Origin of the sequence: Leclercia sp. S52 (genome assembly GCF_039727615.1) — a bacterium.
GTDB classification, from domain to species: Bacteria; Pseudomonadota; Gammaproteobacteria; order Enterobacterales; family Enterobacteriaceae; genus Enterobacter; species Enterobacter adecarboxylatus_B.
Map to the genome: position 1 here is coordinate 1,527,638 of NZ_CP152474.1, position 15,357 is coordinate 1,542,994.

General features: G+C 51.8%; 13 protein-coding genes and 2 pseudogenes. 12 read left to right on the plus strand and 3 right to left on the minus strand.

Annotated elements, in window-relative coordinates:
• The first annotated feature begins 492 nt into the window (after nucleotides 1–492).
• Nucleotides 493–1,341 carry a hypothetical protein gene (locus tag AAHB66_RS07240; RefSeq protein WP_347115692.1) on the plus strand — a complete coding sequence of 283 codons (849 nt, stop codon included), beginning with the start codon at nucleotides 493–495 and terminating at the stop codon, nucleotides 1,339–1,341.
• A 397-nt stretch (nucleotides 1,342–1,738) separates the two neighbouring features.
• On the opposite strand, the gene AAHB66_RS07245 is transcribed toward AAHB66_RS07240, so the two are convergent.
• Entirely contained in the window at nucleotides 1,739–2,731 is a 993-nt protein-coding gene (locus AAHB66_RS07245; protein WP_347115693.1) for a hypothetical protein, read from the minus strand.
• 346 nt (nucleotides 2,732–3,077) lie between these two features.
• On the opposite strand from AAHB66_RS07245, the gene AAHB66_RS07250 reads away from it, so the two are divergent.
• On the plus strand, nucleotides 3,078–3,881 hold the full coding sequence (locus AAHB66_RS07250; protein WP_347115695.1) for an FRG domain-containing protein: 804 nt from the start codon (nucleotides 3,078–3,080) through the stop codon (nucleotides 3,879–3,881).
• Between the two features lie 184 nt (nucleotides 3,882–4,065).
• Here the strand turns inward: AAHB66_RS07250 and AAHB66_RS07255 are convergent, their stop codons facing one another.
• Entirely contained in the window at nucleotides 4,066–5,751 is a 1,686-nt protein-coding gene (locus tag AAHB66_RS07255; RefSeq protein WP_347115696.1) for an aspartate:alanine antiporter, read from the minus strand.
• Between the two features lie 275 nt (nucleotides 5,752–6,026).
• Between AAHB66_RS07255 and AAHB66_RS07260 the strand changes: the two are divergent.
• Nucleotides 6,027–6,417 (plus strand): annotated as a pseudogene (locus AAHB66_RS07260) (inner membrane protein YbjM).
• A 13-nt stretch (nucleotides 6,418–6,430) separates the two neighbouring features.
• Here AAHB66_RS07260 and AAHB66_RS07265 read toward each other — a convergent pair.
• Nucleotides 6,431–6,700, minus strand: a complete 270-nt coding sequence (locus tag AAHB66_RS07265; RefSeq protein ID WP_337015837.1) for a GrxA family glutaredoxin — start codon at nucleotides 6,698–6,700, stop codon at nucleotides 6,431–6,433.
• 180 nt (nucleotides 6,701–6,880) lie between these two features.
• Between AAHB66_RS07265 and nfsA the strand changes: the two genes are divergently transcribed.
• The 9 genes and pseudogenes from nfsA to rlmC all read left to right on the plus strand — a co-directional run bounded on the left by nfsA (nucleotide 6,881) and on the right by rlmC (nucleotide 15,309).
• The gene (gene nfsA, locus AAHB66_RS07270) at nucleotides 6,881–7,603 is read left to right on the plus strand and encodes an oxygen-insensitive NADPH nitroreductase (protein WP_347115698.1); all 723 of its coding nucleotides are present in this window, start codon (nucleotides 6,881–6,883) and stop codon (nucleotides 7,601–7,603) included.
• Nucleotides 7,604–7,675: 72 nt separating this feature from the next.
• Nucleotides 7,676–8,578, plus strand: coding sequence for a 30S ribosomal protein S6--L-glutamate ligase (gene rimK / locus AAHB66_RS07275; RefSeq protein ID WP_347115699.1), 903 nt, complete (start codon nucleotides 7,676–7,678; stop codon nucleotides 8,576–8,578).
• A gap of 43 nt (nucleotides 8,579–8,621) precedes the next feature.
• On the plus strand, nucleotides 8,622–9,098 hold the full coding sequence (locus tag AAHB66_RS07280; RefSeq protein WP_347115700.1) for a YbjN domain-containing protein: 477 nt from the start codon (nucleotides 8,622–8,624) through the stop codon (nucleotides 9,096–9,098).
• A 349-nt stretch (nucleotides 9,099–9,447) separates the two neighbouring features.
• Entirely contained in the window at nucleotides 9,448–10,560 is a 1,113-nt protein-coding gene (gene potF / locus AAHB66_RS07285; protein WP_347115701.1) for a spermidine/putrescine ABC transporter substrate-binding protein PotF, read from the plus strand.
• A gap of 96 nt (nucleotides 10,561–10,656) precedes the next feature.
• Entirely contained in the window at nucleotides 10,657–11,790 is a 1,134-nt protein-coding gene (potG, locus tag AAHB66_RS07290) for a putrescine ABC transporter ATP-binding subunit PotG (RefSeq protein WP_347115703.1), read from the plus strand.
• Nucleotides 11,791–11,799: 9 nt separating this feature from the next.
• Nucleotides 11,800–12,751, plus strand: a pseudogene (gene potH / locus AAHB66_RS07295) (putrescine ABC transporter permease PotH).
• Nucleotides 12,748–13,593, plus strand: a complete 846-nt coding sequence (potI, locus tag AAHB66_RS07300) for a putrescine ABC transporter permease PotI (protein ID WP_333850378.1) — start codon at nucleotides 12,748–12,750, stop codon at nucleotides 13,591–13,593. The pseudogene potH and the gene potI overlap by 4 nt, the downstream one beginning before the upstream one ends.
• 59 nt (nucleotides 13,594–13,652) lie before the next feature.
• A complete protein-coding gene (locus AAHB66_RS07305; protein ID WP_347115704.1) occupies nucleotides 13,653–14,141 on the plus strand; it encodes a YbjO family protein in 489 nt (162 codons plus the stop codon).
• A 40-nt stretch (nucleotides 14,142–14,181) separates the two neighbouring features.
• Nucleotides 14,182–15,309 carry a 23S rRNA (uracil(747)-C(5))-methyltransferase RlmC gene (gene rlmC, locus AAHB66_RS07310; RefSeq protein ID WP_347115706.1) on the plus strand — a complete coding sequence of 376 codons (1,128 nt, stop codon included), beginning with the start codon at nucleotides 14,182–14,184 and terminating at the stop codon, nucleotides 15,307–15,309.
• Nucleotides 15,310–15,357: the final 48 nt, after the last annotated feature.

Genomic DNA, 15,357 nt, shown 5'->3' on the forward strand with positions numbered 1-15,357 from the left:
GTAGGTGCTATTAGTTGCGTGAACGGCTGTTTACTACGATAACAATGGAATTTTGCAAAGAAATCACGGGCAATTTTTGCACTAGGCGAACAGAATGGTAGACCACAAAATTTATTAGTTCATATTAGGTCTTGAAGGGGATAATATTTTTTTTAAAGAATTGTAGCTAGTGCAAGTTGCTTATTGCTGCCGCTAGTTGCCTTGACGCACATTTTTTACATTAACGTTTCCGAAGTTTTCATTTCTAATGTATAAAGATTTTCTGTGTCCAGTTTTGGTTGATGCAAGATAAAGTGTTGCCCTCAACAAATCATGTATGGGAAAACAAAAAGATTTAGTCAGCATGATCTATGAGAAAATAAATATGGACAATTATGCTGCAAAATTAATATTTGACATATAGCAGTTAAATCATTATTTTCTTGTATAACACATCATTCCCTGATGAATTATATGAACCACTAACCTCTGTGAGAAGTGTAAGCAATTATCATGAAACTTTTACTTATAACTAATTCAAAGGAAGCCGAACCAGGCTACCTTGTTACTAAGAATACAAAGAAAGATTTCTTGGAAATTTATAAAGAAAATTTGAAGAAAGAGAATTTATTCCAATTAATGTTTAGTTATTCTTTTTTGAAATCAGGTTATACATATTTTTATCAAGATGAATGTGAATTGCAAACTATAAAGATAGATAAGCCATCCGGCCAAAATGATATCTGGTCTAAAATTATGCTAAGCTCTCTTATAATAAATAAAAAGGCTATTATTTCCGGTGGTGTAAAGTACGACAATTCAATATTTAAGGGGTTATTTAAAACAGAAAATCATTTTCAAGAGGTAATAAAGTCATTACCTTCGACCGACTCTGAGATATTTATTTGTGATATTGGTACAGTTAATGCCTGTTATATTGAGGAAATATCATCAGTTGGTATTTATGTCGTTAATGCTGGGCAAGTCATCCCCTCAGTTAATTATTCCGATCAAATGTGGTCTTATATTAGAGAAGGGATTATTAATGTATTCGGAAACTTAAATGCAAAAAAAATAAATTTGATAGATGAAACAGTGTCACATGGTAATGCAAATATAAGCTTGACAAGCGAACTTAAGAAACTTTCAGCTGAAATAGGCCTTAGTTTTGATAGGAAGTCAACTTATGCCTTATACTCTGAATTAAACGGAACTCTAGATACTCTTAAAGCAGAACAATCTCTTAGCTCATTAGATTTGGTACCTTCGTTGCGTGCATTAGCAAAACAAATGATTGATAATCCAAATCACTTAAAAAAAGGTAAATCACAATTTATCTTTAGATATATCCTTTGGCATTGACGTTGGATTATTAACCAGACTACAAGGTTCTTTTGAGGGTGGGTATAATAGAAGTTTCAAATTAGAAATGGATTTTTGACTGTTTTTGAATCCGGAGTGGTATTGAATTGGTCGATAATACTCCCATCACATATTTAATGTCATTGCATCTTTTTCCTCCATTTTGTGAAGTTCAAATACTAAAAATGAATGTATCAAGCGAACGCCTCGCCTTAAGTAATGCACTACTTACAAAAACTCGATGCATTGTGCCCAGTAAATTAGCATCCATGTATCTATTATCAGGTAATGAATTTTTTAATTAATTAAAAAGCCCTTATGTCTGAGGGCTTTTATGTTTTTTTTATTTTAGTATCAGACAATACATGTCTAAAGAAAAACATGCTTATTGTCTATCCTATGTTTTATCAGAATCAGTTGGCTTCATTCTATCCTTTACTGAATCCCATAAGGATTGAATTCCTGGAGGAAGTTCTGTTTTGTCAGAAAATGCAGAATTTCCTGACATATTCCAATCTTTAAATACTAATACAGCATCTTCTTTTGTTGATGTTGCGCCGTAAATTTGAAGGAATACTTGTCCAAACATAAGGGCGTGTCTTCTGTCTTTTCTCAAGATTGATTCATGAGTATATTTTTTAGAATTTCCAAGACATATGTACGCTAACCAAGAAAGAATGGAAATGCCAATTAACCCTCGCGTGAAGAAATATATTAACTCGAAACCCTTTAGATTGTTAAAATCAATGGTTGTATAAAGAGTATAAAATGAGGCGCATACGGAAAGTAGTCCAAATATACAACCTACAACAGCCCAAATTTGTGACATTATAATAAAATAATTATCATCAGAACTTAATTCGTTTTTGACACTATCAACATACCCTGGTATTTTCTCATCAATTCGTTCTTGTTGCACTCGGCTTTGTAATTCATTATTTGACAATTCAAGTTGCTTTATGCGAGATACCGTCTGTTCTAATAATGTGTCTTTCTCAGAATTTAAGTTTTCTAAATGCTCATTTTTGATAAGTAACGTCGAATTAGATTCTTCAAGCGCAGTCAGGCGACTTGTAAATATACGTAATCTCTCGCGAAGTTCATTTTTTTCTATTGTTAACTCATTTATGTCAAAATCTTTATGAATGAAAAATTCATCATTTTTGTTCGTTCTTTGCATTTTCTCTCTTCGAATAGTTTGCCAATAGTATTTTTCGAATTCCTTAAATTCGCCATTAGTCAATAATTCTTTAAGATATGAGCGTTCATTTAAACTTAAGTAAATTGAATCATCATTTAAAAGTTCATGATACCTTTTTATTATAAGGTCATTATCTTTATTGTTTTTATCAATATCGTTAGTGCTATTTTTATTATTTTCTATGGACATAGCTCATTCCTTTAAATTTATTTTATTAAACACCATATCTTTAACTATGGTTAGAATACCATCAAGGCTATTAACAATGCCAGTATATTGAGATGAAAAATTATGCTTAGCCATATGTTTACGATTTGTATCTAAAGATTTTGGCGCAATGCATCAGGCATGCTCACCATTACGACTTAAGTAAAAGCGTTGGCCGTAAAGGTGTGAAGGTAACTTAGTTCTTTTATAATGTACTGACTGTAAATGATAGATTTATGAAAAAATAACAGCAGAGTATATACTGATGTGCTGCTGGCTAATTTTTATTGTTAATTTTAATTGTAGTGAAATGAAGCGGAGGGAACCAGTGAAAGTAATTGATGCGGATTTATTTGGTCCAGTGGTTGCACCTGATGAGTTTTGGCAAATCATCGAACTTGCTTCTGCCGGTGAGGGCGAGACAAAAAACATCTATCTCTGGAGAGGACAAGGCAATATAGCCTGGCCAATACATAGCTCGGCATACAGGCGATTAGAGAAAAACAAAACCTGTACGCCTTCCGAAATAAGTATGCGTGACTATGAGAGAGAGCTTTTATTAAACGCTAAACATCAAGGCTACCATTACGAAAATGGTCGCATGCTGGCTGATTTTGAACTCCTGGCAAAGCTGCAACATCATGGTGCAGCAACGCGACTGGTCGATTTTTCAAGAAACATGCTCGTCGCTCTCTGGTTTGCGTGTAATTCTGAGAGAGACAAAACAGGATTGTTGTTTGGTCTGTATTGGGCAGGAGTTAATGGCTTTGAGGGAAGGCCTGAACCTCGTGCTTATAATGATATTTTCGGAACGGGAGACCCTAAAGCCGACGACGAGCTGGAAAACTTTCCGAGACTTTGGCAGCCTCCTGTCGTGACGAAAAGAATCGCAGCTCAAAGTGCACAGTTTCTTTACAGCCGAGTAAGCGATGCCCGGACTGGCAGTTTGGTCTTTGGGGAGAACCCGAACTATCTCAACCTGATTGCTCTTACGCCTGAACTTAAACAGCAATGCTTGCGCTTGCTCGAGAGTTTATTTGATATCAGGCAGTTCACTCTCTTTCCGGATGTGGATGGTTTTTGTTATGCCAACAGTATTAGTTTTGACAGCCACAGTAATGAACGATGGTAGATGAGGGGATAATCATGAATTTCAGGCAACAAAAAACCCATCAACCTTGAACCAAAACGGCGGGGTTGATGGGCTCCACAAATTGGGGACATCAAAGAAAAGCAGTGGCAATAGTTATGACTGACGTCTGACAGAAAAGTTCGGCACATCGCGAATTTTTTTCGCCCTTGCGCAAATTTCTCCCTTACCCCAGCCCCGGCCAGATGATGATGATCAAGGTCCCCGCCAGGGTTAACAGCACGTTAGCGATGGCATAGGTGCCCGCATAGCCCAGCGCCGGAATGTTACTGCGTGCGGTATCGCTGATGATTTCCATCGCGGGCGCGCAGGTACGGGCCCCCATCATCGCGCCAAACAGCATGGCGCGGTTCATGCGCAGCACGTAGGCGCCGAACAGGAAACAGATCACCACCGGCACCAGGCTGACGATTAACCCGGCGACAAGCATCTGCCAGCCCACCGCGCCCAGGCTGTGGCCAATGCCGCTGCCCGCGCTTAAGCCCACGCCCGCCATAAACACCATCAGGCCAAACTCTTTCACCATGTTCAGCGCGCCCTGCGGGATATAGCCGAAGGTCGGGTGGTTGGCTCGCAGGAAGCCGAGCATGATCCCGGCGAACAGCAGGCCGGCGGCGTTACCGATGCCGAAGCTAAAGTTGCTGAACTGGAAGGTGATCATCCCGATCATCAGGCCGACAATAAAGAAGGCGCAGAACGCCAGCAGGTCGGTCACTTGGCTGTGAATGGAGATAAAGCCGATGCGGTCGGCGACGGTCTTCACGCGGCGCGTGTCGCCGCTCACCTGCAGCACATCCCCCTTGTTCAGGACGATGTTGTCATCAATAGGCATCTCAATCTGGCTGCGGATCACCCGGTTGAGGAAGCAACCGTGGTCGGTCAGCTTGAGCTGTGCCAGGCGGCGGCCCACGGCGTTGTGGTTCTTGACCACGATCTCTTCGGTGACGATGCGCATGTCGAGCAGGTCGCGGTCGAACACCTCTTTGCCGTTACGGAAGCTCGGATCGAGACGGGCGTGCGCATCCGGATAACCCACCAGCGCGATATCATCACCCATCTGCAATACCGCATCGCCGTCCGGGTTCGCCAGGATGCCGTTACGGCGAATACGTTCGATATAGCAGCCGGTCTGGCGATAGATGCCCAGCTCGCGCAGATTTTTACCGTCCGCCCAGGCCACCAGTTCCGGACCCACACGGTAGGCGCGGATCACCGGCAGATAGACTTTGCGCTTGCTGTCGGTATCCAGGCCGCGCTCGCGGGCGATCTGCTGGGCGCTGGTCTGCAGATCCTGATGCTGCAGTTTCGGCAGATAGCGCGCGCCGACAATCAGGCTTACCAGACCAATCAGATAGGTCAGGGCATAGCCGAGGCTGAGGTGATCCAGCGCCTGCGACAGCTGGGCGTTATCCAGCCCGAGATGGCGCAGCGTATCCCCGGCACCCACCAGCACCGGCGTGGAGGTCATCGAGCCGGCCAGCATCCCCGCCGTCAGGCCGATATCCCAGCCAAACAGTTTGCCTAAACCTAACGCGATGAGCAGGGCGCTGCCGACCATCACCAGCGCCAGCATCAGATAATTTTTGCCGTCGCGGAAGAAAATAGAAAAAAAGTTGGGCCCGGCTTCGACGCCGACACAAAAAATAAACAGCATAAAGCCCAGATTCAGGGCGTCGGTGTTAATGCTGAAATGCTGCTGGCCTAATAATAACGAAACGACTAAAACGCCAATAGAATTACCGAGTTGGATCGAGCCGAGACGTAATTTACCCAGGCAAAGACCCAGAGCCAGTACCACAAATAATAACAGGATGTAATTCCCGTTTAACAATTCTGCGACGTTTATGTTCACGGAGGATAACTTTTCGTTTACCAGTAAGTGGTTGAATGGGTGGGATATTTAGGCTACTGTTTTGCACTGTAAGAGAAGGAGTAACACTCTTGATCGCGCAGTATAATATATCCCACAAAGTAATACCAAACTATTAGTTAATTTTTAACAGATATCACCTTTTGATAGCGACGACGTAATGACGTGCTGATTTTGGCAAGGAATGCCGGGTGACTCAACTAATTGGCGTCCACCGGACGAAAAATTATTTGCCCACACTGGCAGGGGGGGATAGATTGAATATTAAACGTAACTGGTTTGGCGTGGCTTGCTGCTTTTTACTGTTCACCGCGGTTTGCGTCTGTCTGACGTTTAAGGTGAGGGGGGGCATTTATTTCCGCAGGCTACCCTGGGCTGGGGTTACTGTTCTTCACCTTACCGGGTATCGCTGCCAGCTTCTTCTCCCGTGGCGGAGAGGTGATCAGGCCGCTGGTGGGGGCAATACTCGCCGCGCCGGTCTGCCTGGTGGTGATGCGGATGATGTTTATCTCGTCACGCTCGCTGCTGCAGGAGTTAGCCTGGCTGTTGAGTGGCGTTTTCTGGTGTGCGTTAGGTGCGCTGTTCTTTCTGTTTGTGCGCCGGGCGCTCGAGAATCGTCGCGAGAAAATAAAAACGCCCTCAAGTTGAGGGCGTGAAAGGCTTACTGGGCAGCGAACAGCCCCAGGTGCTCTTTGGCGTAGGCTTCAAAATCGGTAAAGCCGCCGATGTGATTCTGGTCGAGGAAAATCTGCGGAACGGTTTCAACTGGTTTACCGACGGTTTTTTCCAGATCGGCTTTGCTGATGCCTTCGGCATGAATGTCCACGTAGCGATAGTTAAAATCGTCACGCTCAGCGGTCAGTTTTTCTGCCAGATCTTTTGCGCGCACACAGTAAGGGCAACCCGGACGTCCAAAAATCACTGCAAACATGTTCTTTCTCCTGAAACTAAGCCAGACGGCGAATGACGCTATATTGCCGATAACTATCGGTAATGGAAAGCAGGTTCTGCCTGTTGCATTGATATCTTCAGGCTATGTTTGGCCAATTACAGCCTCCTTTTCTTTGCCTATACTGGCGAAATGTCAGTAACGCCTTTAAAGAGAGACAAGATGACGCCAGTGATTGATCTGCTACGTTCCCACCGCTCCATCCGCCATTTTACCCCTGAACCTATCAGCGATGCCCAGCGCGAGGCCATTATTGCCGGTGCACAGGGCACCTCCAGCTCCAGCTTCCTGCAGTGCAGCTCCATTATCCGCATCACCGACCCCGCGATGCGTGAACAGCTGGTGACCCTCACCGGCGGGCAACAGCACGTCGCCCAGGCGGCGGAGTTCTGGGTTTTCTGCGCCGACTTCAACCGCCATCTGCAAATCTGCCCTGAGGCACAGCTCGGTCTGGCAGAGCAGCTGCTGCTCGGGGTGGTGGATACCGCGATGCTGGCGCAGAACGCCATGACGGCGGCGGAGTCGCTGGGACTGGGTGGCGTCTACATAGGCGGCATCCGCAACAGCATTGAGGCGGTGACCGAACTGCTGCAGCTGCCGAAGCACGTTCTGCCGCTGTTTGGCCTGTGCCTCGGCTGGCCGGCCGATAACCCGGACGTCAAGCCGCGCCTGCCTGCGGCGATGGTGGTGCATGAAAACCACTATCAGCCGGTCGATAAAGAGGTGCTGGCGCAGTACGACGAGGAGCTGGCGAACTACTACCTCAGCCGCGCGACCAATAACCGTCGTGACACCTGGAGCGACCATATCCGGCGCACCATCATCAAAGAAAACCGTCCGTTTATTCTCGACTATTTGCATAAACAGGGCTGGGCGACGCGATAAGTCCATTCATCCTGCGCCTGCCTGCGTGTATGATACGCAGGCTTTTACCGGATTATGTCTGAGAGGTGCAGGGTGAAAATTGCCATATTGTCCCGGGATGGAACGCTCTGGTCGTGTAAACGCCTGCGTGAAGCGGCGGAGCAGCGCGGCCATCAGGTAGAAATCCTCGATCCGCTGTCCTGCTATATGAATATCAGCCCGGCGGCCTCCTCCATTCACTATAAAGGGCGTCAGCTGCCGCACTTCGACGCGGTTATCCCGCGCATTGGCTCGGCCATCACCTTTTATGGCACCGCCGCGCTGCGCCAGTTTGAGCTGCTCGGCAGTTATCCGCTGAATGAATCCGTGGCCATTACCCGGGCGCGGGACAAACTCCGCTCCCTGCAGCTGCTGGCCCGTCAGGGGATCGACCTGCCGATCACCGGTATTGCCCATTCGCCCGACGACACCAGCGATCTGATCGAAATGGTGGGCGGTGCGCCGCTGGTGGTGAAACTGGTGGAAGGTACTCAGGGGATTGGCGTGGTGCTGGCCGAAACCCGTCAGGCGGCGGAGAGCGTGATCGATGCGTTTCGCGGCCTGAATGCGCACATTCTGGTGCAGGAGTACATCCAGGAGGCGAAAGGGCGCGACATTCGCTGTCTGGTGGTGGGCGATGAAGTGGTCGCGGCCATTGAACGTCAGGCCAAAGAGGGCGATTTTCGCTCCAACCTGCACCGGGGCGGCGTTGCCCGGGTGGTCGAGATCACCGCGCGCGAGCGGGAGATTGCACTCAAGGCCGCACAGACGCTGGGGCTCGATATTGCCGGAGTCGATATCTTACGTGCCGATCGCGGGCCGCTGGTGATGGAAGTTAACGCCTCACCGGGGCTGGAAGGTATTGAGAAAACCACCGGGATGGATATCGCCGGGAAGATGATCGGCTGGATAGAGCGTCAGGCCACGCCGGAGTTTTGCCTGAAAACGGGCGGATAACTGACCTGCCACGCACTGTTATTTTTTAAGAGGTTCCACCGTTATGGATTCACTTGTAGTACCGACACTTGATACCTTGCGTCACTGGCTCGACAACATGGGCGTCAGCTTTTTCGAATGCGACACCTGCCAGGCGCTGCACCTGCCGCACATGCAAAACTTTGACGGTGTGTTTGATGCCAAGCTCGATCTGATTAACGACGTTATTCTTTTTTCCGCGCTGGCGGAGGTCAAACCCTCAGCCTTGCTGGCGTTAGCATCGGATTTATCCGCCATCAATGCCAGTTCTTTGACGGTGAAGGCATTTCTCGATATACAGGATGATAATCTGCCAAAGCTGGTGGTTTGCCAGTCTTTATCCGTATCCGTCGGGCTGACCTTCCCACAGTTCGCGGCTTTCGTTCAGCAGAGCGAAGAGCAGATCTCCATGGTGATGCTTGAAGCCAGCGCCCATCATCTGTTGTACAACGCCGAAGAGGGCGCTGAACAGCCTGAATCTTCCGGCAATTTTCTGCACTAAAGCTGTCTGACTTTTAGGCAGTCGCTGTCGTGGCGGCTGCATAACACCCTCGTTTCTGCTGCATTTAACCTTTCTTTAAAGAATTATTCACCGCCATCCCGCCAATTCGGCTTATCACATAGACATTTACTGCATAAAAAATTGTTAAAAGGCGTTTTTTAATCTGAGCTATAGCTACGGAGACAAGCTACAGTTTATTCTTGCGATGCTGTTAAATGCGAGCAGATACTGCCACCTGAGTAACATCTTCTGCTGCAGGCAGAGTGATAAATTATGCACGTTTCTTGCATAGGCTAAGAGTGTTCATTTTTAGCGCGTTTGTTAACGCGCTTTCAGAAGGATTACCGCTATGATCGCTTTAAATAAAAAATGGTTATCGGGTCTGGTTGCAGGTGCTCTGATGGCTGTCTCTGCCGGCACGCTTGCTGCGGAACAAAAAACGCTGCATATCTATAACTGGTCTGATTATATTGCCCCGGACACGGTGGCGAATTTCGAAAAAGAGACCGGCATTAAAGTCGTCTACGACGTCTTCGATTCCAACGAAGTGCTGGAAGGCAAACTGATGGCGGGCAGCACCGGCTTCGACCTGGTCGTGCCGTCAGCCAGCTTCCTTGAGCGCCAGCTCTCTGCGGGCGTGTTCCAGCCGCTGGATAAAAGCAAACTGCCGGGCTGGAAAAACCTCGATCCCGAGCTGCTGAAGCTCATCGCCAAACACGATCCGGACAACAAGTACGCCATGCCGTACATGTGGGCGACCACCGGCATCGGCTATAACGTCGAGAAAGTGAAACAGGTGCTGGGTGCCGATGCGCCGGTGAACAGCTGGGATCTGGTACTGAAGCCAGAGAACCTCGAGAAGCTGAAAAGCTGCGGCGTCTCGTTCCTTGATGCCCCGGAAGAGGTGTTTGCCACCGTCCTGAACTACCTCGGCAAAGACCCAAACAGCACCAAAGCGGATGACTATACCGGCCCGGCCACCGATCTGCTGCTGAAGCTGCGTCCGAACATCCGTTACTTCCACTCGTCTCAGTACATCAACGATCTGGCGAACGGCGATATCTGCGTGGCCATCGGCTGGGCAGGGGACGTCTGGCAGGCGGCGAACCGCGCTAAAGAAGCCAAAAATGGCGTGAATATCGCCTACTCGATCCCGAAAGAGGGAGCGATGGCCTTCTTTGACGTCTTCGCGATGCCGGCTGATGCGAAAAACAAAGACGAAGCCTATCAGTTCCTGAACTACCTGCTGCGTCCGGACGTTATTGCCCACATCTCTGACCACGTCTTCTACGCCAACGGCAACAAAGAGGCCACGAAGCTGGTCAGCGCCGAAGTGCGTGACAATCCGGGTATCTATCCCCCAGCCGACGTACGCGCCAAGATGTTCACCCTGAGCGTTCAGGAGCCGAAAATCGACCGCGTCCGTACCCGTGCGTGGACCAAAGTGAAAAGCGGTAAATAACCGCTCCTCGTAGGCCGGGCAAGCGTAGCGCCCCCGGCAACAGGCGCACCGTTCTGGTGCGCCTGCACCAGTTTGATTGATGCCGGAGAGCACCCCGTGAACGACGCGATCCCCCGCCCGCAGGCGAAAACCCGTAAAGCGCTGACCCCGCTGCTTGAAATCCGTAACCTGACCAAATCCTTTGATGGTCAGAATGCCGTGGATGATGTCAGCCTGACTATCTACAAAGGCGAAATTTTTGCCCTGCTGGGTGCATCTGGCTGCGGGAAATCGACGTTGCTGCGCATGCTGGCCGGGTTTGAACAGCCCAGCGCCGGGCAGATTATGCTCGACGGCGTTGACCTCTCTCAGGTGCCGCCGTATCAGCGCCCTATCAATATGATGTTCCAGTCTTACGCCCTCTTCCCGCACATGACCGTAGAGCAGAACATCGCCTTTGGCCTGAAGCAGGACAAAATGCCGAAAGCCGAGATCGCCGCCCGCGTTGCCGAAATGCTGAGCCTGGTGCATATGCAGGAGTTTGCGAAGCGTAAGCCGCATCAGCTCTCGGGCGGCCAGCGTCAGCGCGTGGCCCTGGCCCGCAGTCTGGCGAAGCGGCCAAAGCTGCTGCTGCTGGATGAGCCGATGGGCGCGCTGGATAAAAAACTGCGCGACCGCATGCAGCTGGAAGTGGTGGATATTCTGGAGCGGGTGGGCGCAACCTGCGTGATGGTGACCCACGATCAGGAAGAGGCGATGACCATGGCCGGACGCATCGCGATCATGAACCGCGGCAAGTTCGTGCAGATTGGCGAGCCGGAAGAGATTTACGAGCATCCGACCACCCGCTACAGCGCTGAATTCATCGGCTCCATGAACGTCTTCGAAGGGCTGCTGAAAGCGCGTGAAGAGGACGGACTGGTGCTCGACTCGCCGGGGCTGATCCACCCGCTGAAGGTCGCCGCCGACAACTCGGTAGTGGATAACGTCCCGGTGTACGTGGCCCTGCGCCCGGAAAAAATCACCCTCTGCGACGCGCCGCCTGCCGACGGCTATAACTTTGCGGTGGGGGAGGTGGTGCACATTGCCTACCTCGGCGATCTCTCCATCTATCACGTCCGGCTGAAGAGCGGGCAGATGATCAGCGCCCAGTTGCAGAACACTTACCGCTACCGCAAAGGGCTGCCGACCTGGGGCGACGAAGTGCGTCTGTGCTGGGAAGCGGACAGCTGCGTTGTGCTGACGGTATAAGGAACGGCGATGAGTAAACCTGAACCTGCAACCCGCCGAGCGGCGGGCATTGATACCAGCTGGCTGACGCGGATGCAGATGGCCCACGGGCGCAAGCTGGTGATCGCGCTGCCTTACGTGTGGCTGATCCTGCTGTTCCTGCTGCCGTTCCTGATTGTGTTTAAAATCAGCCTGGCGGAGATGGCGCGTGCGATCCCACCCTACAGCGATCTGGTGGAGTGGGGGGACAGCCAGCTGTCGATCATGCTCAACCTGGGCAACTTCCTGCAGCTGACCGACGATCCGCTCTACTTCGACGCCTATCTGCAGTCCCTGCAGGTGGCGGCCATCTCGACGATCTGCTGTCTGCTGCTGGGCTACCCGCTGGCATGGGCGGTGGCGCACAGCAAGCCCTCGACGCGTAACATCCTGCTGCTGTTGGTGATTTTACCCTCGTGGACCTCGTTCCTGATCCGCGTCTATGCCTGGATGGGGATCCTGAAAAACAACGGCGTGCTGAACAACGTCCTGATGTGGCTGGGGGTTATCGATCAGCCGCTGACCATTCTGCATACCAACCTGGCGGTCTATATCGGCATTGTGTACGCCTACCTGCCGTTTATGGTGCTGCCGATCTACACCGCCCTGACGCGCATTGACTATTCGCTGGTAGAGGCGGCTCTTGATCTCGGTGCCCGTCCGCTGAAAACCTTCTTCAGCGTCATCGTGCCGCTGACCAAAGGGGGGGATTATCGCCGGGTCGATGCTGGTGTTTATTCCGGCGGTGGGCGAGTTCGTAATCCCGGAGCTGCTCGGCGGCCCGGACAGCATTATGATTGGCCGCGTGCTGTGGCAGGAGTTCTTCAATAACCGCGACTGGCCGGTGGCCTCGGCGGTGGCGATCGTCATGTTGCTGCTGCTGATCGTGCCGATCATGTGGTTCCACAAGTACCAGCAGAAACAGATGGGAGATCACGGATGAATAACTTACCGGTAGTGCGCTCGCCGTGGCGGATCCTGATCCTGGTGATTGGCTTTACTTTCCTGTATGCCCCGATGCTGATGCTGGTGATCTACTCCTTCAACAGCTCCAAGCTGGTGACGGTATGGGCAGGCTGGTCCACGCGCTGGTACGGCGAGCTGTTCCACGACCAGGCGATGATGAGCGCGGTAGGGTTAAGCCTGACCATTGCCGCCTGTGCGGCGACGATGGCGGCGATCCTCGGCACCATCGCCGCGGTGGTGATGGTGCGCTTTGGTCGTTTCCGCGGTGCCAACGGGTTTGCCTTTATGATCACCGCGCCGCTGGTTATGCCTGACGTTATCACCGGCCTGTCCCTGCTGCTGCTGTTTGTGGCCATGGGGCACGCTATCGGCTGGCCGTCCGATCGCGGCATGCTGACCATCTGGCTGGCGCACGTCACCTTCTGTACCGCCTATGTGGCAGTGGTCATCTCCTCGCGCCTGCGCGAGCTGGATCACTCCATTGAAGAGGCGGCGATGGATCTCGGGGCGACGCCGCTGAAGGTGTTTTTCATCATCACCCTGCCGATGATCATGCCGGCGGTGGTCTCCGGCTGGCTGCTGGCCTTTACCCTGTCGCTCGACGACCTGGTGATCGCCAGCTTTGTCTCCGGCCCGGGGGCGACCACGCTGCCGATGCTGGTCTTCTCCAGCGTGCGCATGGGGGTCAACCCGGAGATCAACGCCCTGGCGACGCTCATTCTCGGCGTGGTCGGCATCATCGGGCTGATTGCCTGGTATCTGATGGCGCGGTCTGAAAAACAGCGTCAGCGCGATATCCAGCGTGCAAGACGCAGCTGAAGCTCCTAAAATCTGCAAAGAAGCGTAAATGAGATGCCGCGTTATCGCGGCATCGTTTCATGGAAGACATCACGTTGGGATTTTTCACTAAAACAAGCCGGTCACATGCCCGCCTGAATGTTCCTGCTCTGGTGCAGGTGGCGGCGCTCGCCATTATTATGATCCGCTGCCTCGATGTATTTATGATTTTCAATACCCTGGGCGTGCGCGGTATGGGTGAGTTCATTCACCGCAGCGTCCAGACATGGAACCTGACGCTGGTCTTTTTCGCCAGCCTGATGCTGGTCTTTATCGAAATTTACTGCGCCTTTTCGCTGGTGAAAGGGCGTAACTGGGCGCGGATCGTCTACCTGCTGACTCAGGTTATCGCCACCGGCTATCTGTGGGCCGCGTCGCTGGGCTACGGTTATCCCGAACTGTTCAGCATCCCCGGCGAGTCGAAACGCGAGATCTTCCACACCCTGGTGATGCAAAAACTGCCCGACATCCTGGTGCTCGGCCTGCTGTTTGTGCCCGCCGCCAGCCGACGGTTTTTCCGTCTGCAATAACGTGTATAATCGCTGCCCCCAGACGTATTAAGGTTTCGTTATGCAGTGCGCACTCTATGACGCCGGTCGCTGCCGCTCCTGTCAGTGGATAGAGCAGCCGGTCTCTTCTCAACTTTCCGCCAAAATGGCCGACCTGCAGACTTTACTGTCTGGCCTGCCAGTGGCGGAGTGGTGCGCGCCGGTCAGCGGGCCGGAGCAGGCATTTCGCAATAAAGCCAAAATGGTGGTCAGCGGCAGCGTCGAAAAGCCGCTGCTTGGGATGCTGCACCGCGACGGCACCCCTGTCGATCTGACCGACTGCCCGCTCTATCCCGACTCGTTTGCCCCGGTCTTTGCCGCCCTGAAACCCTTTATTGCCCGCGCAGGACTCACGCCTTACAGCGTGGAACGCAAGCGCGGCGAGCTGAAGTACATTCTGCTCACCGAAAGCCAGCTGGATGGCGGGATGATGCTGCGCTTCGTGCTGCGATCCGACGCTAAGCTGCCCCAGCTGCGCGCGGCGCTGCCGTGGCTGCAGGAGCAGCTGCCGCAGCTGAAGGTGATCACCGCAAACATTCAGCCGGTGCATATGGCGATCATGGAGGGTGAGGAGGAGATCTTCCTCACCGACGCCCAGGCGCTGGCGGAGCGGTTTAACAACGTGCCGCTGTGGATCCGCCCGAAGAGCTTCTTCCAGACCAACCCCACCGTTGCCAGCCAGCTGTACGCCACCGCGCGCGACTGGGTGCGGCAGCTGCCGGTTAACCATATGTGGGATCTGTTTTGCGGCGTCGGCGGCTTTGGCCTGCACTGCGCCACCCCGCAGATGAAGCTGACCGGCATCGAAATCTCCGCCGAGGCGATTGCCTGCGCGACGCAGTCGGCCAGCGAGCTGGGATTAACGAATCTGCACTTCCAGGCGCTCGACTCAACGCAGTTCGCCACCGGTCAGGGCGACGTGCCGGATCTGGTGCTGGTTAACCCGCCGCGCCGCGGTATCGGCAAGGCGCTTTGCGACTACCTGAGCCAGATGGCCCCGCCGTTTATTATCTACTCCAGCTGCAATGCGCAGACGATGGCGAAAGATCTCCGCGAACTGCCGGGCTATCGCCTGGCGCGCGTGCAGCTGTTCGATATGTTCCCCCATACGGCACACTATGAAGTGCTGACCCTGTTAGTTAAGTCCTGAGACCTTGCCCGGCGGTTTTCTCCCTCTCCCTTTGGGAGAGGGTCGGGG